We start from the raw sequence: 20212 nt of genomic DNA, 5'->3' as shown, positions 1-20212 counted from the left end.
CTTGGGAGCGTGGGTCATGCGCGCGCCTCGGCAGGAACGTAACAGTCGAACCAGCGGGCGACGGGCGCCAGGGCCGGCTGGTCCAGATTGGCGTTCAGATGCCGCCACATGCGCGGCAGGAACTGACGATAACGGGGCTTGCCGTCGCGCGCGATCAGCCGGGCGAAGATGCCGATGATCCGCGCCTCGTTCAGGGCGGCGAGCCCCGCGTAGTCGGCCATGAAGGCGGCGCGGTCCACCTGGGGGCGCAGGGCGAAATAGCGGTCCAGGGCCTCGGCCTCCAGCGCCGGCGACACGTCGCGGCGGGCGTCCTGAAGGAGGGAGTGCAGATCCCAGGACGGGTGGGCGCGCACCGCGTCCTGGAAGTCGATCATGCCGACGCGGGCGGGGCCTTCACGCTCGGGCAGCCAGATCAGGTTCTCGGCGTGATAGTCGCGATGGGCCATGACCGAGGCGCCGCCCGCGCCCGAGGCGACGATCGGCGCCCAGGCCTCTCGCCACTCCGCCACGGCGGCGGCGTCGAAGGCGACGCGCGCGTCCAGACGGGGCAACCAGTCGATGAACAGATCGGCCCCGCCCTGGAGCGCCGTCTCGTCATAGGTCAGGAGCGGCCAGTCGCCGCCGGGACCGGTCAGCACCTCAGGCGGGGTCCCGGCCTCGTGCAGGGCGGCCAGGGCCTCGATGGCGGTCAGATAGAGGGGCGTCTCCTCGGCGCCGTCCTCGATGACGCGGGCGAACAGGGCGTCGCCAAAATCCTCCAGCACCGCCAGGCCGTTGGGCGCGTCCAAGGCCGGGATTTCAGGCGCGGACAGACCCAACGACTTCAGATGGGCGGCGACGGCGGCGAAGGCCTCGATCCGACCGGCCGAAAGGCGGGCGACGGCGTTCCAGCCTGCGGCGTGACGCTGCTCGGGCGTCCAGGCCGGATCGGCGGGCGGGCTCTCGGCGGCGGGCGCCTGGTCCATCAGCATCAGGGTGGGGCCGCCCGGCGGGGTCAGCCGTTCGTAGCGCCGCGTCGAGGCGTCGCCCGGCAGAGGCGCGCGCGCAGCCTCGGCCAGGCCGGCGGCGGCCAGGAAGTCGAGGCGAAGCTGTTCGCGATCAGAGACGGACATGGTCGATCAGGTCTTCCCACCGGCCTACGCCGGAAACGGTCGCAACACGGCCGTCGCCGTGTTCGGAAATTTCGATGATCAGCCGGTCGGGCCCCAAGAACCGGCCCGGATCCTCGCCCAGCCGCTCGGGCCATTCAATGAGGGCGCAGCCCTCGTCCAGGGCCTCGTCCAGGCCGATCTCGAACGCCTCTTCCGGTCGGGTCAGGCGATAGAGGTCGAAATGGGCGACGGGCAGGTCGGATTCATAGAACTGGACCAGGGTGAAGGTGGGGCTCGGCACCTCCTCGTCCGGCGTGGTCAGGGTCCGGATCAGGCCGCGCGCCAGGGTGGACTTGCCCATGCCCAGCGGCCCGTACAGCAGCAGGCTGTCGCCCGGCGCCAAAAGGGGGGCGATGACTTGGCCCAGACGGGTGGTGGCCTCGGCGTCAGGGAGTTCGACCTTCATGGGAACACCGCGTCTGGATCGACGGCCAGGGTGCGTTCGGTGAAATGTTTCAGCGCTACGGTGGCCTTTACGGCGTCCACGTCCAGCCGTTCGGGCGGGATGGGGCGGCCGACCAGGATATCGAAAGGCTTGCCCGCCTTGTTCAGCAGTTCGTGGAACAGGGTCACGTCGCGCAGCTCCTGCGAAACCTTGTCGAACAGGTGGAACAGCCGGCTGTAGGGGCCGGCGACGTGCATGGGCACGACCGGGGCGCCGTATTTCCGCGCCAGGGAGGCGGCGGTCGGCGCCCATTCGGGGTCGGTCAGCAGGCCGTCGGCGCCGACGCGGGCCAGACGGCCGGCGGGGAACATGACCACGCAGCGTTCGGCCTCGAAGGCCGCCTTGGCGGCGTTCAGGGTGGCGCGGGTCTTCTCGCGGGTGCGTTTGTCGTGAACCCATTCGACCGGGATCACCGTCTCGGCCAGTCGCGGCGAGACGCGCAGGGCGTCGGCGTTGGCGAAGAAGACCGCGTCGGGACGGCGCCGTTTGACGGCGTCATAGACCGCGACTCCGTCGGCTATGCCGGTCGGATGGTTGGCGACGACGACGCACCGGCCCGTCGCGGGCAGGCGGTCCAGAGGGGACGCCGTCACCTTCAGCCGAAGCAGGTCCGACACATAGTCCAGGCTCTCGGAGCCCGAGCGGTCACGCACCGCGTCGGCCATCCGCACGGCCGCCTTGTAGTTCAAGATCGAATAGAGCAGCGGGCGCACCGCCGGCCACAGCGGCGAGGCGGTCAGACGGGGCGCACGCTCGGCGATCAGCACATCGACGATGTGGGGCGAGCGGCGGACGGGAAGGGCGGCGGAATTCATGGACGACCGCTTGTCGCCGGTTCGGCGAAAGGGAGCAAGCCTACCAGAGCCGGGCCACGCCGAAGCCGTCGAACAGGGTTTCGTTCGAGACCAGGGGCAGGTCGTTGAGCAGGCCCTGGGCGATCAGCAGCCGGTCGAATGGGTCGCGGTGCTCGCCCGCCATCCGACCGGCCAGGCTGGCTTCGCGCCAGCTCACGGGGAGTTCGGCGAACCCCTCTCGACGCATGACGTCCGCAAACTGCTCGGCCAGGGCGTGGGCGTTCGGCAGCTTGCCGATGCGAAACTTGATCGCGATCTCGATGGCCGACACGCTGCTGACAAAGACGGCGTCAGCGTTCCGGATGGCGTCGTCGGCTGCGCCCGACAGCCGTTCGTCGTCCCAAACCCACCACATCAGGGCGTGGGTATCGAGCAGGAGGTTCAATCTCCCCGGCCCTCCCAGAGGCGGAGTTCCTCTTCGGGCAGCGGATCAAAAAAGCTCTCGTCGAAACGCCCCATGCCCTTCAGCCGACCTCGCCTGCGTTCAGGTTTCGCCGCCTCGAACGGCACGATCCGCACCGCCGGCTTGTCGCCGCGGGCGATCACCACCTCTTCGCCGCGTTCGGCGGCGGCGATCAGTTTGGAGAGATGGGTCTTGGCGTGGTGGACGGTGACGGTGGTCATGTCGCGCTCCTTGGTCCAAGCAGCTTAGCTAACTTCTGAGCTGTCAGCAACTTCCGCCCGGCGAACGAGGGTGCTACGCCTCGCCGCTGCAAGCTTTGCGAGGACTGCTTCATGCGCCACCGTTCCCTCCTGTTCGCCGCCTGCGCGGCCGTCGCCTTCTCGGGCGCCCTGATGAGCGCCGCTCCGGCCCTGGCCCAGGTTCCGCCCGCCCCGGTTCCGGCGCCGGCCGCGACGCCTGACGCCTTCACCTATCAGGACATGATCTCGGCCAACCGGCTGGGCGATCCGCAGGTGTCGCCGGACGGCCGTTACGTCGTCTATTCGGTGACGACGACGGATGTGGAGGCGAACCGCCGCAGCGGCAGCCTGTGGATATTGGACCTGGAAACGCCGGACGCCGCGCCGCGCCGGCTGGCCATTTCGGACCAGGGCGCCAACACCGCCCGCTGGGGCGCCGACGGCAATCTGTATTTCCTGTCGGGCAAGTCGGGGACCAGCCAGGTGTGGCGCGTCGCCTCGCCGACGGCCGCGCCGGTGCAGGTGACGAACCTGCCGCTGGACGTGAACGCCTATCGGATCAGTCCCTCGGGCGACAAGGTGGCGGTGTCGCTGGCCGTCTATCCGGACGCGGCCGACCTGAACGCCTCGGTCGAGATGGGCAAGGCCGTGGCAGAGCGGAAGTCGACCGGCCAGGTCTATGACCGGATGTTCGTGCGCCATTGGGACACGTGGAATGACCACACCCAGAACCACCTGTTCGTCCAGTCGATCGGCCGCAACGGCCAGGCGACCGGCAATCCGGTCTGGGTCACCAAGGGCTTCGACGGCGACACCCCGTCCAAGCCGTTCGGCGACGAAAGCGACTTCGTCTTCACCCCGGCCGGCGACTCCATCGTCTTTTCGGCGCGTCTGGCCGGCAAGAGCGAGCCGTGGAGCACCAATTTCGACCTGTGGAAGACCAACGGCCTGAGCGGGGACGGGACCTTCACCAATCTGACCCAGGACAATCCGGCCTGGGACGCGGGCCCGGTGTTTTCGCCGGACGGCCGCACCCTGGCCTATCGCGCCATGGCGCGGCCGGGCTTTGAGGCCGATCGCTATCAGATCGTGCTGATGGACGTGCAGAGCGGTCAGAAGCGCGAGATCGCCTCGAACTGGGATCGCTCGGCCGACACCCTGCAATGGTCGCGCGACGGCCAGACGCTTTATACGACCGCCGGCGACGTCGGCTCGACCAAGCTGTTCGCGGTGGATACGCGCAACGGGGTGGTGACGCCGGTCACCGGACCCGGCCATGTCTCGGCCTTCCAGCAGACGCCGTCGGGCTTCGTCTTCGCCCAGGACAGTCTGAAGTCGCCCAGCGATCTGTATTTCAAGACCTATCTGGGTCGTGAAACGCCGCGTCGCCTGACCCAGGCCAATCCGGCCCTGGAGGCCAAGGCCTTCGGGGAATACGAGCAGTTCAGCTTCCCCGGCTGGAACAATGAGACGGTCCACGGCTATGTCATCAAGCCGGTCGGCTATGTCGAGGGTCGCAAATATCCGGTCGCCTTCCTGATCCACGGCGGCCCCCAGGGGTCGTTCGGCGACAGCTGGTCCTATCGCTGGAATCCCGAAACCTACGCCGGCGCCGGCTATGCGGTGGTGATGATCGATTTCCACGGCTCGACCGGTTACGGCCAGGCCTTCACCGACGCCATCAGCCAGCACTGGGGCGACCGGCCGCTGGAGGACCTTCAGAAGGGCTGGGCGGCGGCTCAAGCGAAGTACGCCTTCCTGGACGGCGCCAACGCCTGCGCCCTGGGGGCCTCCTACGGCGGCTATATGATCAACTGGATCGCCGGCAACTGGTCGGACGCCTTCAAATGCCTGGTCAATCACGACGGGGTCTTCGACACCTTCGGCATGGGCTATTCGACCGAGGAGCTGTGGTTCACCGAGTGGGAATACGGCGGCACGCCGTGGGACAGGCCGGAGGGCTATCAGAAGTTCAACCCGGCCAACCATGTCGAGAACTGGAAGACGCCGATGCTGGTGGTCCAGGGCGATCTGGACTTCCGCATTCCGACGGCTCAGGGCCTGTCCACCTTCACCGCCCTGCAACGCCGTGGCATCGACAGCCGCCTGATCGTCTTCCCGAACGAGAACCACTGGGTGCTGAAGCCGGCCAACAGCCTGCAATGGCACAATGAGGTGTTCAGCTGGCTGAACAAACACCTGGCCCCCGCCCAATAGGGGCGGTGCTCCGGAACGACGCCGGAACGACGAAGGGGCGCAGCCGCAAAGGCCGCGCCCCTTTTTTAATGCGCGACGGGGTTAGAGGCCGGCGCGGTCCTGGGTCGAGGAGACCAGCCGCTCGTACTGCCGCTCGGTCATGCAACGGGGCGCGGCCCAATGTTCACCCGCCCGGCGCGCGGCCATGGCGTCCTCCGCCGTGACGAAGACGGGCGCGGCGCCGAACTCGCGCTGGTAGGCGCGCCGGGTGGCGGCGTCGGTTTCACAGATCATCACCGGCTGGACGGCAGAGCTGCGCGTCTGAGCGCGGTCGAGCTCGGCGCGAACGGCCTGAAGACGGGGCTTATCCTGCGTTTCGGGCTGGGTTTGGGCGTGCGCCAGACCGGGCGCGATCAAGGCGGCGGCGATCAGGGCGGGGGTGATCAAACGGGTCATCGGGCATCCTCCTACGGCCTGAATTAAAGTCAGGACTCGGACCAAATATGCGCGCATTTTCTACAATGTAAAGCTATTGCGAAAAATATGCGGTAAACGGACCAATATCGAGGCGGATGAGGCGGGCCCGAAAGGGGCGGCGGCGCCAAAACCGCCTTGGGGCGTTGTCTCTGCTTCTGGAGGCCGGCCCTTGCCCAAGATGTTGAACTGGAACGCCTTAAGGACGCGGATCGGCGCGGGCGCCGCCTCGGCCAAGGCGCGCGCCGTCCAGGGACGCGACTGGATCAGGCGCAATGATCCCGTCTACGCCGCCGTGCGCCGCCCAGGACCGGCCGAATGGTGGGCCGGCGGCCTGACCCTGTTTCTGATCGCCGTCGTCCTGATCTTTCTGGCCTGTTTCGACTGGAACCGGCTGAGGGGACCGATCGGCCGTTGGGCCTCGGCGGAATATCACCGCGACATCGCCATCGACGGCGATCTGAATGTTCATCTCTTCAGCTGGACCCCCTCGGTCAGGGTCCAGGGACTGAAGATCGGCGGCCCGGACTGGGCGCGCGATCGCGACACGGCCAGAATCGACACGGTCGAGGCCTCGGTGCGGTTGCGGCGGCTGCTGGCGGGCCAGGTCGAAATGCCCCTGCTGCGCTTCACCCGGCCGCAGCTGGTCCTGATCGCCGCCGAAGACGGCCGCAAGAGCTGGGCTTTGAACGCCGACCACGCCGACGACGGCCAAGGCATGAAACTGCCGGTGATTCAGAAGCTGGTCATCACCGACGGGCGTCTGGTGTTCGAAGAGCGGCGGCGCAAGATGACCCTGGATGCGGCCGTCGATGCGCACGAAGGCGCGGACGGCGACGCGGGCTTCCTCCTGCAAGGCGAAGGGACGGTCAACCGGTCGCCTCTGACGCTGCGGATCGAGGGCGGGCCCTTCGTCAATATTCGCCGCGACCGGCCCTATCGCTTCAAGGCCCGGATGGCGGGAGCGGGCTCCAGCCTGACCGCTACGGGCGCCGTCACCCGGCCCTTCGACCTGGGTCGGTTCGACGCGACCCTGACGTTGGAGGGGCGCGATCTGGCGGACCTCTATCTGCTGACCGGCCTGACCCTGCCCAATACGCCCCCCTATCGGCTGAGCGGCGCGCTGAAGCGAAACGAGGCCGTCTGGACCTTCAACGACTTTGACGGCCGGGTGGGGGCCTCGGACCTGTCCGGCGATCTGCGGGTCCAGGGCGGCGGCCGGCTGCGGGTCGAGGCCGAACTGGCGTCGCGTCGTCTGGACATCGACGACCTGGCGGCCGTCCTGGGGGCGCGGACCGTCACCAATGCGCGCGGAACCGAGACGGAGGCGCCGGTGGCGAAGGGCGGAAAACTGCTGCCGGACGCGCCGCTCCAGACAGAACGGCTGCGCCAGATGGACGGCAGCCTGACCTATCGCGCCGCTGCGGTGAAGGCCAATGAGCTGGACGTGCGGGCGGTGAACCTGGGCGCCGAGCTGAAGGACGGGATATTGAACCTCGACCCGATCAGCTTCGACTTCAATCGCGGGGCGCTGAACGGGACGGCGCGGATCGACGCCACCCAGGCGCGGCCCTACAGCCGTGTCGACCTGCGGCTGAGCGGCTATCCTCTGGAGTCCATCATGCCCGCCCGGAACGGCGCGCCGCCGCTGACGGGTCGCGCCCTGGGTCGCGCCCGACTGGAGGGGCCGGGCGCCTCGGTCCACCAGTTCGCCGCCTCGTCCAAGGGCACGATCAGCCTGGTCGTGCCGGACGGGCGGATGCGGGCCGCCTTCGCCGAACTGTTGGGCATCAACGCCAGCGCGGGTCTGTTGAAGCTGCTGAGCGGAGATCAGTCGACCGCCCAGATCCGCTGCGCCGTCGCCGATTTCAACGTCAGCGGCGGGACGGCCACCGCCAAGACCCTGGTCATCGACACCGATGTGGTGCTGGCTCAGGGCGGGGGGACGATCGACCTGGGGCAGGAGACGCTGAACCTGCGGATCGACGGCGAGTCCAAGAAGCCGCGTCTGCTGCGGGTCTGGGCGCCCATCACCGTCCAGGGGCCGCTGACGGCGCCCCGCGTCGGGGTGGACGTCGGCGCGGTGGCGAGCCAGGGCGGCTTGGCCGGCCTCTTGGCCACGGTGGCGGCGCCGGTGACGGCCCTGTTCGCCTTCGTCGATCCCGGTCTGGCGGAGGACGCCAACTGCGGCCAGCTGATCGCCGGCGCGCGCTAGGGTGTTTCAGAAAGATTCCGCAAGCTGTTGAGCCGATCCGCATCGCCGGGCGTATTGAGGTCCATGGATCGGATCAGATGACGCGTCGGGGCTTTTTCGCGCCCGCCCTGGGACTGGTGGCGGCGGCCTGTTCGCCCCTGAGCTCGCCGGCGCTTTCGCCGCTCGGCCTGTTGAACAGCCTGGGGCCGCGGGATGCCGGCGCGCGTCGCGTGGCGCGCGACCTGCCTTACGGCGACGACCCGCGCCAGCGCATGGACCTCTATGCGCCCAAGGCGCCGGGTCCCCATCCGGTCCTGGTCTTCTTCTATGGCGGGGGCTGGGATTCGGGGTCGCGCGACCTGTATGGCTGGGCGGCGCAGGCCCTGGCGGCCCAGGGGTTCGTCGTCGCCCTGCCGGACTATCGTCTGGTTCCGCAGGTGGTCTTTCCCGCCTTCGTTCAGGACGCCGCCGCCGCGACGGCTGCAGCGGCCGAGGCGGCGGCGGACCACGGCGGGGAGCCGCGCCGCCTGGGCGTGCTGGGCCATTCGGCGGGCGCCTATCTGGCGATGATGATCACCCTGGATCGGCGCTATATGGCGGCGGTCGAGCGGCCGGACCTGATCCGGGCCGCGGCCGGTCTGGCGGGACCTTACGACTTTCTGCCCTTCGATGTGGCGGCGTCCCGCAACGCCTTCGGCCGGGCGCCCGATCCGACCCTGACCCAGCCGATCACCTTCGTCCGCCCCGACGCTCCGCCGATCTGGCTGGGCCACGGCACGGCGGACGTCGTGGTCCATGACGAGGACACCCGCCTGCTGCACGCGCGCCAGCGCGCCGTCGGCGGCCGGTCTGAGGCCAAGCTCTATCCCGGCCTGGATCACGCCGATCTGGTGGCGAGCTTCTCGCCCCTGTTTCGCGCCAAGGCCCCGGTTTTGAAGGATGTGACCGGATTCCTGCGACGCGCCTTGGACCGGGACGACGAAACACTTGCTTAAGCACAAAAGCATCTTTTCAACACTGCGACTTAGTGGCAAAAGCCTTCGCAGGTCGAACCTGTATCGTACCTCGATCTTCCACGGCCTGTTCCGAACCTGACTGGCTCCGACGCGGCGACGCGCCGAACCTGACTGGCTCCGGTACAGGCCGTGCAGTGTCGGCCCGGCGTAATCGCCGCCCCGATCGCGCCGCAGAGGCGACCCTTCCACATCACAGGTCCGGCCGTCCGGCACGCGCATTACGGCGGCGATCGTTCCGGCGCGTCCGCTATTCGACACCCGGAAACATCGGCCGGCAGGTCCGGTTACCTCCGCATCCCAATCAAGGAGCGGATGTATGGCTGTGATGACAGATGACGTCTGGCGCGAGGTGTTCGTGACCGGACTGAAGAACGCCCATGGGGTCGAACATCAGGCCCTGGCCCTGATGGACCGTCAGATCGAACGCGCCAAGAACTTCACCGAGGTCGCCGATCAGCTGACGGCGCACCGGGCCGAGACCGAACAGCAGATCACCCGGCTGGAACAGCTGCTGGGACAGTTTGACGAGACGCCTTCCGGCCTGAAGGACGCCGCCCTTTCGCTGGGCGGATCAATGGCGGCCATGGGCCATGTCTTCGCCGAGGACGAGATCCTGAAGAACGCCTTCGCCAACTTCGCCTTCGAGAACTATGAGGCGGCCGTCTACAAGGGGCTGATCCTCCTGGCCCGGCACGGCGACTATACCTCAGCGCTCGATCCGCTCGCTGCGACCCTGGAGGAGGAGCAGCGGATGGCCCGCTGGGTCGACGAGAGCCTGCCGACCCTGACCGAGAAATATCTGCGTCTGAAACGCGACGGCGAAAACCCCAGCCGTTGATCGGCTACGCAATCAAGGATTGACCCATGTTCATGCACAACAAGAAGCTGATGTATACGGTGCGGGTGGCGGAGCCGAACCCCGGCCTGGCCACCCTGATGCTGGAGCAGTTCGGCGGGCCGCAGGGCGAGCTGGCGGCGGCCATGCGCTACTTCACCCAGGGCCTGGCCGACGAGGACGTCAATCGGCGCGACATGCTGATGGACATCGCGACCGAGGAACTGAGCCATCTGGAAGTCATCGGCTCCATCGTCGCCATGCTGAACCGCGGCGCCAAGGGCAAGCTGGCTGAGGCGGCCGAGGAAGAGGCGGATCTCTACGCCAGCATGACCTCCGGCGGAGACAGCCACACCATGTCGATCCTCTATGGCGGCGGCACGGCCCTGGTGAACTCGTCCGGCGTGCCGTGGACGGCCGCCTATATCGACTCCATCGGCGATCCGGCCTGCGACCTGCGCTCCAACATCGCCGCCGAGGCTCGCGCCAAGATCGTCTATGAACGACTGATCAACGTCACCGACGATCCGGGGATCAAGGACGCCCTGTCCTTCCTGATGACGCGCGAAGTGGCGCACCAGAAGTCGTTCGAAAAGGCGCTCTACGCCATCCCCGCCAACTTCCCTCCCGGCAAGATCCCCGGCCGGCCGGAGTTCGCCGACAAATATTACAACATGTCCCAAGGCGAAGGCGACGCCTCCGGTCCCTGGAACGAGGGCGAGCAGTGGGAGGTGGTGTCCGATCGCGAGATGCAGATGGCGGTGGACGGCGGCGACGGCCACGCCACGGTCGAGATGGACGCCAAGGCGGTCAAGGCGGTGGAAGCCTTCATGAGCCGGACCATGTCGGACCCCGAGTCCGACCCCGTGACCGGCGCGGACCTGGGCGCAGGGGCGGGCGCAGGTCGGACGACCCCGATCGAAGACTGAAGAGACGAGAAGAGAGGCGGCGGGCGCGGCTGCGGCGGCGTCCGCCGGATCTGATCTTTGGTGCGGGTGGTCGGGCTCGAACCGACACTCCTCTCGGAACTGGATTTTGAGTCCAGCGCGTCTACCAATTCCACCACACCCGCACAGGCGCGAAGGCACCGCTCCTATACCGGCCTCGGCCGCAATTCAACCGCGTCGGCGTCGGCCCACCGTCAAGCGGCGGGCGGCGCCGCGACCTCCACATGGGCGTCGGTCCCGCCGGCGAGGATGCGTTTGGCGCGAATATAGATTTCGACCCGCTGCATGACGATCAGCCCCATGGCGAAGACCAGGAAGGCGTCGGTCACGGCCATTGCGTTCAGATGCCACTGGGCCGCATGACCTTCGATCAGGTCGCGCAGGGCCGTGCGGCCCGCGAACAGGGCGACCAGCAGGATCAGCCCCAGGGGCGAGGCCTGAGCCATGAGGCTGCCGTCCGGCTCCTTTTCGATGACCACCGTCTTGCCGCGATACCAGCCGGCCAAGCCCCCCAACAGTCCGCCCAAGGCCAGGATCGCCCAGCCGGCGGGGCCGAACGGCGCGTGGACCGCGCCGGGCGCCTGGGTCGAACCCCAAAGGCCAAGCGCGATCAGCGGCAGGACCACCGCAGGCGTCACCCAGATGAACTTCAGCTTCAGCGGCCGCCGCCGCCGGTTCCGCAGCAGGACAAGCGCCAGGACGGCCGGGAAGACCAGAAGCGGGATCAGTTTTTCAGGCGGCATGTCGTTCTCCGGGCCTCCCCCCGGAAGCCGACGCGGCCCAGCCTACACCCGTCAGGACCCGGCCGGAAGCGGGGCCACCGTTTGTTCGATGGCGCCGAAGATGGAGCGGTGATGATCGTCCAGCATCTCGATCCGCACCGTGTCGCCGTGGGTCAGGAAGGGGGTTTCGGGCGCGCCGCGCAGGATCGTCTCGACCGTGCGGACCTCGGCGATGCAGGAATAGCCCAGGCCGCCTTCCGTGACCGGCTTGCCGGGTCCGCCGTCGGCGTCGCGGTTGGACACCGTGCCCGAGCCGATGATCGTTCCGGCCGACAGGGACCGGGTCTTGGCCAGATGGGCGATCAGGGTTCCGAAGTCGAAGGTCATGTCGACCCCGGCGTCGGCCTTGCCGAAGTCCTTGCCGTTCAGCTGAACCGACAGGGTTCCGTGCAGCTTGCCGTCCTTCCAGCGGTCGCCCAGGGCGTCGGGCGTGACGAAGACGGGCGAGAGGGCGCTTGAGGGCTTGGACTGGACGAAGCCGAAACCCTTGGCCAGTTCGGCCGGGATCAGATTGCGCAGGGAGACGTCGTTGACCAGGCCGACCAGGCGGACGGCGGCCAGGGCCTCGTCCCGCGTCGCGCCCTGGGACACGTCGCCGGTCACGACCACGATCTCGGCCTCAAGGTCGCAGCCCCAGGCCGGATCGGCCAGCGGGATGGGATCGCGGGGCGCCAGGAAGCCGTCGGAGCCGCCCTGATACATCAGGGGGTCGGTCCAGAAGCTTTCGGGCATTTCTGCGCCGCGGGCGCGGCGCACCAGTTCGACATGGTTCACATAGGCCGAGCCGTCGGCCCACTGATAGGCGCGGGGCAGGGGAGAGGCGGCGTCCCTTTCGTGGAAACGGCCGCGCGGCACGGCCTCATGCTCCAGGCTCTCGGCCAGGGCCGCCAACTGGGGGCCGCAGCGGGCCCAGTCGTCCAGAGCCGCCTGGAGCGTGGGGGCGATCAGAAAGGCGTCGGTGAACCAGTGCAGGTCCTGCGAGACGACCACGAGGCGGCCGTCGCGGCCGTGCTTGAGCGAGGCGAGTTTCATGCCCCACGCCTAGACCGAAATCGCGCCCGGGGGAACAGAGGGAGGGATCAGTGGGCGCTGCGGCCGTGGCCGGGCGTCTGGCCGCCGGGGCGCGGCGTGGACAGCTGGCGGTGGGCGGCGCGCAGTTCCTCGATCCGCTCCTTGCGGCGGCACCAGTGGTCGTTGAACTGGGCCACGGCCTCGCGCAGGGCGGCCAGCTGTTCGGCCTTTGTCATCTCTCGCTCGATCTCCTTCTCGACCGGTTTGGCGGGAGCGGGTGCGGGCGGCGGGACGGGCGTGGGCGGGAGCGGGGCGTAGGGGCTTGTCCAGCACGGCGACGCCGGGGCTTGGGCGGGGCCGGATTCATCGGCGGGGCCGTGCTCCACCCGGTCGCCCTTGATGACCACATGGCTGTTGGAGACCACGGTCACATTGGCCGGGACGGCGGGGTGAGGGGGGGACGGACGGTGGGCTTCTTGGTCGGGCTTGGCCGTCGGCTCTTGCGGGGGCGTCTCTTCCTTCGGTTTGACCGTCTCCTTGATCCGGCCCTTCAGGGCGTGATCGACGGCTTTCAGAGGCTTGGACGGCCCCTCGGCCAGGACGACGACGGCGCCCAGGCAGTCGTCATAGGTGGCGCGCAGGGCCTTGGCGGCGCCGACCAGGGCGTCGCTGTTGGCGGTCATGGCCGCGTGGCAGGCGCGGTCGATGGCGCGCCAGATTGATTCGGCGGCGTCGGCCTGGGTGGTCGAGGCGCCCTTGCCGGCCCGCCAGGCCAGGACCGTCAGACCCAGGATCAGGGCCGCCAGCAGCAGGAGCAGCAGCGGGTGGACGCCAAGGAATAGAGTGGAGTCAACGGGTTCTAACGCCGCCGGATCGGGTGTCTGGAAATCCTGCGGATAGTTGGAGACGCTCGCCGACATGCCGCACCCTGTCTGACCCGTTGTTCGCCGAACCATGATGCCGCAGCGGCGAAGCCGGGCCAAGAAAAAGGTTAACGACAGCCCTCAGGCGGCAGGGGTCAGCAGGGCGCGGGCCTCGGCGCCGGTCCGGGCCGCGCGGTCGCGCACCTCGACCTCGACGATGACGCCGCCCTCGGGCTCGACCGCCCACAGATAGCGACGCTCGACCTCGACCGTGCGGCCCGACGGGGCGAACCCCTCGAACGCATCGCCCCAGGGGGTGATCTTCTTCAGCTCGACGAAGGGCATGGCGCAGGCGGCGTCCAGCTCCTCCTCGGCCATCTTGGTCAGTTCGTCGTCGGTGGGTGTCATGGGGGCAGTCTTACAGGAGGAAACGGCTTTTTGCTTTCGTCATCCTCCGGGCCGCGCAGCGGAACCGGGGGACCCAGCGGCGCCGAAGGCGAAATCCATCCGCCGCAAGAACGCTAAGGGGCGAGTCCGCGACAGGTTCGCGCTCGCTCGCGCCGCTGGGTCCCCCGATCTGCGCCGCTGCGCGGCTTGTCGGAGGATGACGAAAGAGGAGGTCAGTCTTCGTCGGCGTATATGGCGACGCGGGTCGGGGTATTCGAAGACACCGCCCCCCGATACATGCCCGAGGTGTTCATGGCGAAGGCGGGGGTTCCGTTCAGGCCCATGACGATGACGCCGCCGTCGCCGCCGATCGAGCCGACGTCGGCGATTTCGGCCTCCGCCGCCGCCTGGACGGTCGCGCCGTCGGCGGTGCGGCGGCAGATGTCGCGGGCGACGGTGGAGCGGATGAAATATTCGCCCGAGCCGGTGGCCGAGACGGCGCAGCCGTCGGCGTTGGAGGCATAGGCGCCGGCGCCGATGATCGGCACGTCCCCGACCCGGCCCCAGCGTTTGGCGGTCATGCCGCCGGTCGAGGTGGCGGCGGCGAGGCGACCCTGGCTGTCCAGGGCCACGGCGCCGACCGTGCCGAACTTCTTCTCGTTCAGGGGCGGGGCGATTTCGGCGCCCTGATGGTGGGGCGCGGGCGCACCGGCGGGACGGTCGGGGATGGGCAAGCCGGCCTCGGTCAGGGCCTTGACCAGACCCTGCCAGCGGCGCTCGGTGAAGAAGAAGGACGGGTCGACCTGCTCCAGCCCGACCGAGGCGGCGAAGGCGTCGGCGCCGGGGCCGATCAGCATGACGTGGGGCGACCGCTCCATCACCGCCCGGGCGGCGGCGACCGGGTGGCGGGTCGCAGTCAGGCCGGCGACCGCGCCGGCGGTCAGGTCCGCGCCGTTCATGACGGCGGCGTCCAGTTCGTTACGGCCGGCGGCGGTGAAGACCGCTCCGCGCCCGGCGTTGAACAGGGGATCGTCCTCCATGACCTCGACGGCGGCCTGGACCGCATCCAGCGCCGAGCCGCCGCTCTTCAGCACGGCTGAACCGGCGTCCAGCGCGGCTTGCAGCGCCGCGCGATAGGCCGCGTCCTGCGCGGGCGTCAGGCTGGACCGCTCGATCACGCCCGCCCCGCCGTGGATCGCCAGCGACCAGCGCGGCGCGGCGTCCTGGGCCTCGACCTGGGCATGGGCCGAGGAAAAACACAGTGCAAAGAGTGCAATCAGTCCGACACAGGCGATGCGCATGGTGAAGTCCCCCTTCGGCGACAAAACACGGTGCAATTGGTGCACTTTCTTCAGAGGCGCCGGCCCGTCGCATTGTAACGCCGCGTTCGGGCGTGTCAGGTCGATTGGCCGAAGAAAAACGGAAACGCGGGAAAATCAGAGTGTTGAGTTTGGGCGATGGGACGGCCCGTCAACGTGAGAGGGCGTCGCCGTGCGCACAGGACCGCCTTGCAACTGATGGGCTAGGTCGCAAATCGACCCGTTGCAGACAGTTGGTCCACAGGCGTGTAGCATCGCTTCGATGGACGCTTCGACCTGGATCGACATGTTGAGTGCCGCCGGGACCGTGGCAGCTGCTGGCGTTGCTGCCTACTCGGCCCGATTGGCTTGGAAGCAAGTTCGATTCCAATTCGAGCCTCAACTTCTTATCCCATCCCGTCACTTTCAGATAAAGATGGCATCTTCTTCTATACGCGAAGTCTTCTGGGAGAAACCCACGGAGAAGGCTGCTTATGTGAACGGCGGAGATACTGACTACTTTTTTCTCTTAAGGAACATCGGAAATGGGGCCGCATACGACGCTTCAGTCCGGATCGAACTAGATTTCGAAACGATTTTCGCTGACACACAATCAAAAATTGCTAATCACGCTCCCACGCTATCCGTGGACCATGACAGTTTCGGTGTGTCTCTTAGGATAGATGGTGAAATCATCGGCGGATTTCGGTTACCCGACCAAGCTTTCAGCCTTGTTGATCAGGTAGGAAGCGGATCTTCGCAAAACTCTGTTCGCCAGTTTCCGATTGATCCCAGCCTATCATTCTTCGCCCTCTGTTATGGTGCATACCTAATGCATGAACGGATGATTGGCCGGATACAGCCAGAGCAACGAATAAGTTTCGACTTCATCGTCGACTACACAGACTCGTCGGGAAGACGACAAAGCCGACGATTCCCCCGAATTCTGATCATTCGTGGTGGTCGCTGGCAGGCTGACCTATCGGACGGCGTTGCCTTTGTTATGCTGACGGCTCCATAGCCTGAAAGTCCGCAACCCGCGACAGCCGACACCCATCCAGCCCGCTCCCCGCAAAGTCCTGTCCAGGAACCCTCACCCCCGGTGGTGCAGCCGTTTCCAGATCCTGTAGGCGACGATGGGGGCGAAGCCGCAGATCAGGGCGGCGATCAGGACCGTCCAGAAGCCGCCCTCCAGCCAGAAACGCCCGGCCAGGGCGCCGGCGCCGGCCGCAAGGGCCGGGCCGAGCCAGGGCAGCCAGGTCGGCGGCCGCATCTTCATTCAGGCGTCGACCTTGATGACGCCGCGACGGATCTGGTCCAGTTCGATGGAATCGAACAGGGCCTGGAAATTGCCGTTGCCGAAGCCTTCATTGCCCTTGCGCTGGATGATCTCGAAGAAGATCGGGCCGAAGGTGTCCTGGGTGAAGATCTGCAGCAGCAGGCCCTCTTCGTCCGAACCGTCGATCAGGATGCGGTTCTTGCGCATCCGCTCCACGTCCTCGCCGTGGTTGGGCAGGCGTTTGTCGATCAGTTCGAAATAGGTCTCGATCGTGTCCTGGAAGTCCACGCCGCGGGCGCGCATGGCCTCGACCGTCTCGAAGATGTTCTCTGTGGTCAGGGCGATGTGCTGGATGCCTTCGCCGTTGTAGCGGCGGATGAACTCCTCGATCTGGGAGTTTTCGTCCTGGCTCTCGTTCAGCGGGATGCGGATGGCGCGGTCCGGCGCGATCATGGCCTGGGAGAAGAGGCCGGTCGCCTTGCCCTTGATGTCGAAATACTTCTGTTCCTCGAAGTTGAAGACCGAATTGTAGAAGCCCGACCAGGTGCGCATCTGGCCGCGACGGACGTTGTGGGTCAGGTGGTCCAGCACCTCCAGGCCGACGTTGTTCTTGCGCTCGGCCTCTTCCCAGCCCTCGATCTCGTCCCAGGCGTCATAGAGGGAGCCGGCGTCGCCGTACTGGTCGATGACGTACAGCAGCGAGCCGCCGATGCCTTGCAGGATGTAGGGATAGTCGCCCAGGGCGCCGCCGTCGGCATCCGTCGCGGCCACGGCGCCGCGCTGGAGCGCCCCCTCATAGGCGGCCTTGGCGTCATTGGTGCGGAAGGCCATGCCGTTGGCCGAGGGGCCGTGATCCCTGGCGAAGTCCGCCGCCTGGCCCTTGGGCGAGCGGTGGACGAGGAAGGAGATGTCGCCCTGTTTCAGGCGCACCACGTCGGTCTTGGGGTTCACATGGGTCTTGGTGAAGCCCATCATCTCCAGCCGCGCGATCATCGCCTGGGGCTCAGGGCCGGTGAATTCGACGAATTCGAAACCGTCGACGCCCAGGGGATTTTCCCGGTCGATCTGTTCAGCCGTCGGCTGATGAGGGGCCTGGCTGGGGTTGGGGGTCATGTCGTTCATGGCGCGTCTCCCGCGTAGCGTTCTGAGGCGGGCTTAACCGATAGGGGCCGCCGATTGGCGCGGAACCTAGTCGCGGATGACGACAGAGCCAAGGCAGACCCACGGGGTCGTGATGAACGGCGGCTCCGCCCTCTTCATGCGATCAGCGCAGGACGGGTTCGGGATCGACCAGCCGGACATCGTGCATCTGGTCCAGATAGGCCTCGTAGTAGCCCTTGTGCGAGGCCCCCACGATGGTCAGCATCCGCGTGCCCGGATAGCGGCCCAGAACATCGCGCATATTGGCGACCATGCGCAGGTTTCGCGTTTCCCAATAGCCGAGGTAGCGGCGGCCGAAGGCCTGCGGCGACGGCTCGACCAGGGTGGCGCCGAAGTCGGACTGATAGATCAGGGGCGGCGTCGTCGGCGCATTATAGACGCGGTACATGCGCAGCACGCCGTCGGGCTGATCGAGGGCGGCGCCCAGTTCCGCATCCTGCGTTCGTCGGGTTTGGCTAGCGGGATTATTCCACGCGCCCATGATCGCGTCGGCATAGGCTTTCTTCTCGATGGGATCGGTCGGATCGGGCGTGTCGGCGGAGTGGTCGTCGACGCTCCACAGCCGCTCCAGCCCCAGCCTCGCGGCCAGGGGCGCGGAGATCAGATAGGTCTCATTGGCTCGGTCCTTGATCCGGTTCAGCACGGCGACCAAGGCGTCGTTCAGACCGTCCCCGGCGGTGCGGTCCTGGGCGGGCAGGCGAAGCCATTGGACCAGGGCCGATCCCCGCTCGCCGGCCGCCAGGAAGACCGCCGCCAGATGACGCCGCTGGGCCGGCGTGGGGTGTGCGGGCCACTCGGCCAGCAGCCGCTCGGCCTCGGCGTTGGCGGCTGGCACGTCCAGACCGGTCGCCAGGGCGGCGGGGGCGGGATCCCAGCAATAGGTTTCGACCGTCTCGGCATAGCGCGACGGATAGCGACGCAGGCTGTCGCATTGCAGGCCCGATAGATCCTCGGTCGCGATGGCGGTCGGCTTCCAGGCCGCCAACCGATCCAGTAGCGGCGATAGGCTTTCGACCTTGAAGCCGTCGCCCATGTTCGACAAGTGCGGCGTGCCTAGCACCAAGACCTCGTTCAGCGCGCCGGCGGGCGGTCCCTTCAGCTGATCGGGATGGAAGGACTGGCGGTAGTCCTGGGCGGCGGCGGGCAGGGCGGCGGCCAGCAGCGCGCCGGCGGCGACGAACAAGATGCGGGAGAAACGAAGAGGCAAAGCCATGACGCGCCGTGAAAGGAATTTGAGAAAGATCGACCGTCGGTCGGTCACGCCACCTTCCACGGATCGCCGCCCAGACGCCCGTTAATTCTTGGACATCTAAGGTTACGCTTGCAGCGCTGGAACCACTCCCGGCCTCAGCCCGGCAGCCAGCGGGTCGCCCACTCGGCGCCCATCAATAGGCCGGTTCCCACCGCGCCCAAAATCGTCAGCCAGGCCGTCGTCACCGCCGCTCCGGCGATCACGAACAGGCCGTCGCGCTGGATCAGGCCGACCGACAGCAGGGCCAGGGCCACGGAGGGGACGGTGTTGGTCAGGGGCAGGACGATGGTGGCCGTGGCCAGGATCATGAAGATCGCCGCCAGCTTCTCGCCCGGACCGTCGGCGAAACGCCGCAGGCGGGGGCGCGACAGCCGGTCGATCCAGCCCAGTTTGGTTTCGGCGAAATCGGCCATGGCCTTCAGCCAGGAGCCCTTGGCGCGCAGCTTCAGGAACCAGCGCGGCAGCCAGGGCTCTTCGCGCCCGACCAGCATCTGTGCGGCTAATAGAATGACGATGACGCCCACGACCTGGGGCACGCCGTAAAGGCCCGGCACCAGGCAGGGGATGGACAGCAGCAGGATCAAAAGGCCGTAGGCGCGCTCGTCCAGCCGATCGCGGATCTCGTCCAGGGTCAGGCCGGCCTCGCCGCCCTCGTCGGACAGGCGACGCAGCAGACGGGTGATGTCGTGGCTGACGTCGTCAGCCTGGGGGGATGGGCGGGGCGCGGTCATCTGAGGGGCTTAAACCGCAACCGCTTCAGTCGCGAGCGTTGCGTTGTCGCAGCGGGTGACGGCGAGACCGGGTCTTGCTAGGGCGGGGCGGTTCGAGGAAATCTCCATGCTTCGCAGACTTTATGACGGCGTGTTCGACCTGGCGCGCCATCGCCACGCCACGCCGGCCCTGGCGGCGGTCTCCTTCGCCGAGAGTTCCTTCTTTCCCATTCCGCCCGACGTCATGCTGGCGCCGATGATCCTGGCCCGGCCGGAGCGGGCCTATGTCTACGCCGGGGTCTGCACGATCGCCTCGGTTCTAGGCGGGATGCTGGGCTACGCCATCGGCTATTTCCTGACCGACGTGGGCCTGGCGATCCTGCGGTTCCTGGGCCATGCCGACGGGCTGGATCATTTCCGCCAGTGGTTCGCCCAGTGGGGTCTGTGGGTCATATTGATCAAGGGGCTGACGCCGATCCCCTACAAGCTGGTGACCATCGCCTCGGGCCTGGCGGCCTTCAGCTTTCCGGTCTTCATGGCGGCGTCGGTCGTGACACGGGGCGGGCGGTTCTTCTTGGAGGCCTGGATTCTGAAACGCTGGGGCCCGGCCATGCTGGCCCAGGTGGAAAAGCGCCTGGCCCTGTGGTCCGGGATCGGTCTGGTTCTGCTGATCGCCCTGATCGTCGTGCTGAAGCTTCTGTAAGTCGACGCGGGG

Annotated in this window: 22 protein-coding genes and 1 tRNA gene; 7 read left to right on the top strand and 16 right to left on the bottom strand. The window is 67.5% G+C overall.

Annotation, left to right across the window (positions count from 1 at the left end):
* Nucleotides 1-14 precede the first annotated feature (14 nt).
* The 5 genes from amgK to JMT67_RS09030 are packed head-to-tail and all read right to left on the bottom strand — an operon-like array spanning nt 15 to nt 3074.
* On the bottom strand, nt 15-1112 hold the full coding sequence (gene amgK / locus JMT67_RS09050) for an N-acetylmuramate/N-acetylglucosamine kinase AmgK (RefSeq protein WP_201463282.1): 1098 nt from the start codon (nt 1110-1112) through the stop codon (nt 15-17).
* Nucleotides 1099-1557, bottom strand: coding sequence for a tRNA (adenosine(37)-N6)-threonylcarbamoyltransferase complex ATPase subunit type 1 TsaE (tsaE, locus tag JMT67_RS09045; RefSeq protein WP_201463281.1), 459 nt, complete (start codon nt 1555-1557; stop codon nt 1099-1101). The genes amgK and tsaE overlap by 14 nt, the downstream gene beginning before the upstream one ends.
* The gene (locus JMT67_RS09040) at nt 1554-2411 is read right to left on the bottom strand and encodes a GNAT family N-acetyltransferase (protein ID WP_201463280.1); all 858 of its coding nucleotides are present in this window, start codon (nt 2409-2411) and stop codon (nt 1554-1556) included. The genes tsaE and JMT67_RS09040 overlap by 4 nt, the downstream gene beginning before the upstream one ends.
* A gap of 40 nt (nt 2412-2451) precedes the next feature.
* Nucleotides 2452-2835: a type II toxin-antitoxin system VapC family toxin gene (locus JMT67_RS09035; protein WP_201463279.1), complete on the bottom strand. Its 384-nt coding sequence runs from the start codon at nt 2833-2835 to the stop codon at nt 2452-2454.
* The gene (locus JMT67_RS09030) at nt 2832-3074 is read right to left on the bottom strand and encodes a type II toxin-antitoxin system Phd/YefM family antitoxin (RefSeq protein ID WP_054764125.1); all 243 of its coding nucleotides are present in this window, start codon (nt 3072-3074) and stop codon (nt 2832-2834) included. The genes JMT67_RS09035 and JMT67_RS09030 overlap by 4 nt, the downstream gene beginning before the upstream one ends.
* 111 nt (nt 3075-3185) lie before the next feature.
* Here JMT67_RS09030 and JMT67_RS09025 point away from each other — a divergent pair, with 111 nt between their 5' ends.
* Entirely contained in the window at nt 3186-5309 is a 2124-nt protein-coding gene (locus tag JMT67_RS09025) for an alpha/beta hydrolase family protein (RefSeq protein ID WP_183217902.1), read from the top strand.
* Between the two features lie 81 nt (nt 5310-5390).
* On the opposite strand, the gene JMT67_RS09020 is transcribed toward JMT67_RS09025, so the two are convergent.
* Entirely contained in the window at nt 5391-5744 is a 354-nt protein-coding gene (locus JMT67_RS09020; protein ID WP_054764123.1) for a hypothetical protein, read from the bottom strand.
* 199 nt (nt 5745-5943) lie between these two features.
* On the opposite strand from JMT67_RS09020, the gene JMT67_RS09015 reads away from it, so the two are divergent.
* The 4 genes from JMT67_RS09015 to JMT67_RS09000 all read left to right on the top strand — a co-directional run bounded on the left by JMT67_RS09015 (nt 5944) and on the right by JMT67_RS09000 (nt 10736).
* On the top strand, nt 5944-7977 hold the full coding sequence (locus JMT67_RS09015) for an AsmA family protein (RefSeq protein WP_201464019.1): 2034 nt from the start codon (nt 5944-5946) through the stop codon (nt 7975-7977).
* Between the two features lie 77 nt (nt 7978-8054).
* Nucleotides 8055-8951: an alpha/beta hydrolase gene (locus JMT67_RS09010; RefSeq protein ID WP_201463278.1), complete on the top strand. Its 897-nt coding sequence runs from the start codon at nt 8055-8057 to the stop codon at nt 8949-8951.
* A gap of 337 nt (nt 8952-9288) precedes the next feature.
* Entirely contained in the window at nt 9289-9810 is a 522-nt protein-coding gene (locus tag JMT67_RS09005) for a ferritin-like domain-containing protein (RefSeq protein ID WP_224764388.1), read from the top strand.
* A gap of 26 nt (nt 9811-9836) precedes the next feature.
* Nucleotides 9837-10736, top strand: a complete 900-nt coding sequence (locus JMT67_RS09000) for a manganese catalase family protein (protein WP_201463277.1) — start codon at nt 9837-9839, stop codon at nt 10734-10736.
* 58 nt (nt 10737-10794) lie between these two features.
* Here JMT67_RS09000 and JMT67_RS08995 read toward each other — a convergent pair.
* The 6 genes from JMT67_RS08995 to JMT67_RS08970 all read right to left on the bottom strand — a co-directional run bounded on the left by JMT67_RS08995 (nt 10795) and on the right by JMT67_RS08970 (nt 15098).
* A tRNA-Leu gene (locus JMT67_RS08995) sits at nt 10795-10879 on the bottom strand.
* 69 nt (nt 10880-10948) lie between these two features.
* Nucleotides 10949-11497, bottom strand: coding sequence for a CcdC protein domain-containing protein (locus tag JMT67_RS08990; protein WP_152949090.1), 549 nt, complete (start codon nt 11495-11497; stop codon nt 10949-10951).
* Nucleotides 11498-11548: 51 nt separating this feature from the next.
* Nucleotides 11549-12568: a fumarylacetoacetate hydrolase family protein gene (locus tag JMT67_RS08985; RefSeq protein WP_201463276.1), complete on the bottom strand. Its 1020-nt coding sequence runs from the start codon at nt 12566-12568 to the stop codon at nt 11549-11551.
* Nucleotides 12569-12615: 47 nt separating this feature from the next.
* Complete coding sequence (locus JMT67_RS08980) at nt 12616-13467, bottom strand: hypothetical protein (RefSeq protein ID WP_201463275.1); 852 nt, start codon at nt 13465-13467, stop codon at nt 12616-12618.
* An 84-nt stretch (nt 13468-13551) separates the two neighbouring features.
* Nucleotides 13552-13818 (bottom strand): hypothetical protein, encoded by a 267-nt coding sequence (locus tag JMT67_RS08975; RefSeq protein ID WP_201463274.1) that lies wholly within the window; start codon nt 13816-13818, stop codon nt 13552-13554.
* Nucleotides 13819-14030: 212 nt separating this feature from the next.
* Nucleotides 14031-15098, bottom strand: coding sequence for an isoaspartyl peptidase/L-asparaginase family protein (locus JMT67_RS08970; RefSeq protein ID WP_201463273.1), 1068 nt, complete (start codon nt 15096-15098; stop codon nt 14031-14033).
* Nucleotides 15099-15378: 280 nt separating this feature from the next.
* Between JMT67_RS08970 and JMT67_RS08965 the strand changes: the two genes are divergently transcribed.
* On the top strand, nt 15379-16116 hold the full coding sequence (locus tag JMT67_RS08965) for a hypothetical protein (RefSeq protein WP_201463272.1): 738 nt from the start codon (nt 15379-15381) through the stop codon (nt 16114-16116).
* A gap of 72 nt (nt 16117-16188) precedes the next feature.
* Here the strand turns inward: JMT67_RS08965 and JMT67_RS08960 are convergent, their stop codons facing one another.
* The 4 genes from JMT67_RS08960 to JMT67_RS08945 form a co-directional block, all read right to left on the bottom strand.
* A complete protein-coding gene (locus JMT67_RS08960; RefSeq protein ID WP_054764115.1) occupies nt 16189-16374 on the bottom strand; it encodes a hypothetical protein in 186 nt (61 codons plus the stop codon).
* Nucleotides 16375-17487 carry a 4-hydroxyphenylpyruvate dioxygenase gene (gene hppD / locus JMT67_RS08955; protein WP_182715127.1) on the bottom strand — a complete coding sequence of 371 codons (1113 nt, stop codon included), beginning with the start codon at nt 17485-17487 and terminating at the stop codon, nt 16375-16377.
* A 151-nt stretch (nt 17488-17638) separates the two neighbouring features.
* Entirely contained in the window at nt 17639-18748 is a 1110-nt protein-coding gene (locus JMT67_RS08950; protein ID WP_183218046.1) for a DUF5694 domain-containing protein, read from the bottom strand.
* Nucleotides 18749-18882: 134 nt separating this feature from the next.
* Nucleotides 18883-19518 carry an exopolysaccharide biosynthesis protein gene (locus JMT67_RS08945; protein ID WP_201463271.1) on the bottom strand — a complete coding sequence of 212 codons (636 nt, stop codon included), beginning with the start codon at nt 19516-19518 and terminating at the stop codon, nt 18883-18885.
* A 106-nt stretch (nt 19519-19624) separates the two neighbouring features.
* Here JMT67_RS08945 and JMT67_RS08940 point away from each other — a divergent pair, with 106 nt between their 5' ends.
* Nucleotides 19625-20200, top strand: a complete 576-nt coding sequence (locus JMT67_RS08940; RefSeq protein ID WP_191554634.1) for a YqaA family protein — start codon at nt 19625-19627, stop codon at nt 20198-20200.
* The last annotated feature ends 12 nt before the right edge of the window (nt 20201-20212 follow it).

Origin of the sequence: Brevundimonas aurantiaca, from assembly GCF_904830995.1 — a bacterium.
GTDB lineage: Bacteria > Pseudomonadota > Alphaproteobacteria > Caulobacterales > Caulobacteraceae > Brevundimonas > Brevundimonas aurantiaca.
The sequence above is the reverse complement of the archived record's forward strand: the minus strand, read 5'-3'. Positions and strand labels throughout refer to the sequence as shown.

Excerpts from the sequence above, each read along its gene's own strand:
- amgK (WP_201463282.1), bottom strand. The coding sequence starts at position 1,112 with ATGTCCGTCTCTGATCGCGAACAGCTTCGCCTCGACTTCCTGGCCGCC.
- tsaE (WP_201463281.1), bottom strand. The coding sequence starts at position 1,557 with ATGAAGGTCGAACTCCCTGACGCCGAGGCCACCACCCGTCTGGGCCAA.
- JMT67_RS09040 (WP_201463280.1), bottom strand. The coding sequence starts at position 2,411 with ATGAATTCCGCCGCCCTTCCCGTCCGCCGCTCGCCCCACATCGTCGAT.
- JMT67_RS09030 (WP_054764125.1), bottom strand. The coding sequence starts at position 3,074 with ATGACCACCGTCACCGTCCACCACGCCAAGACCCATCTCTCCAAACTG.
- JMT67_RS09025 (WP_183217902.1), top strand. The coding sequence starts at position 3,186 with ATGCGCCACCGTTCCCTCCTGTTCGCCGCCTGCGCGGCCGTCGCCTTC.
- JMT67_RS09020 (WP_054764123.1), bottom strand. The coding sequence starts at position 5,744 with ATGACCCGTTTGATCACCCCCGCCCTGATCGCCGCCGCCTTGATCGCG.
- JMT67_RS09015 (WP_201464019.1), top strand. The coding sequence starts at position 5,944 with ATGTTGAACTGGAACGCCTTAAGGACGCGGATCGGCGCGGGCGCCGCC.
- JMT67_RS09010 (WP_201463278.1), top strand. The coding sequence starts at position 8,055 with ATGACGCGTCGGGGCTTTTTCGCGCCCGCCCTGGGACTGGTGGCGGCG.
- JMT67_RS09005 (WP_224764388.1), top strand. The coding sequence starts at position 9,289 with ATGGCTGTGATGACAGATGACGTCTGGCGCGAGGTGTTCGTGACCGGA.
- JMT67_RS09000 (WP_201463277.1), top strand. The coding sequence starts at position 9,837 with ATGTTCATGCACAACAAGAAGCTGATGTATACGGTGCGGGTGGCGGAG.
- JMT67_RS08990 (WP_152949090.1), bottom strand. The coding sequence starts at position 11,497 with ATGCCGCCTGAAAAACTGATCCCGCTTCTGGTCTTCCCGGCCGTCCTG.
- JMT67_RS08985 (WP_201463276.1), bottom strand. The coding sequence starts at position 12,568 with ATGAAACTCGCCTCGCTCAAGCACGGCCGCGACGGCCGCCTCGTGGTC.
- JMT67_RS08980 (WP_201463275.1), bottom strand. The coding sequence starts at position 13,467 with ATGTCGGCGAGCGTCTCCAACTATCCGCAGGATTTCCAGACACCCGAT.
- JMT67_RS08975 (WP_201463274.1), bottom strand. The coding sequence starts at position 13,818 with ATGACACCCACCGACGACGAACTGACCAAGATGGCCGAGGAGGAGCTG.
- JMT67_RS08970 (WP_201463273.1), bottom strand. The coding sequence starts at position 15,098 with ATGCGCATCGCCTGTGTCGGACTGATTGCACTCTTTGCACTGTGTTTT.
- JMT67_RS08965 (WP_201463272.1), top strand. The coding sequence starts at position 15,379 with ATGGACGCTTCGACCTGGATCGACATGTTGAGTGCCGCCGGGACCGTG.
- JMT67_RS08960 (WP_054764115.1), bottom strand. The coding sequence starts at position 16,374 with ATGAAGATGCGGCCGCCGACCTGGCTGCCCTGGCTCGGCCCGGCCCTT.
- hppD (WP_182715127.1), bottom strand. The coding sequence starts at position 17,487 with ATGACCCCCAACCCCAGCCAGGCCCCTCATCAGCCGACGGCTGAACAG.
- JMT67_RS08950 (WP_183218046.1), bottom strand. The coding sequence starts at position 18,748 with ATGGCTTTGCCTCTTCGTTTCTCCCGCATCTTGTTCGTCGCCGCCGGC.
- JMT67_RS08945 (WP_201463271.1), bottom strand. The coding sequence starts at position 19,518 with ATGACCGCGCCCCGCCCATCCCCCCAGGCTGACGACGTCAGCCACGAC.
- JMT67_RS08940 (WP_191554634.1), top strand. The coding sequence starts at position 19,625 with ATGCTTCGCAGACTTTATGACGGCGTGTTCGACCTGGCGCGCCATCGC.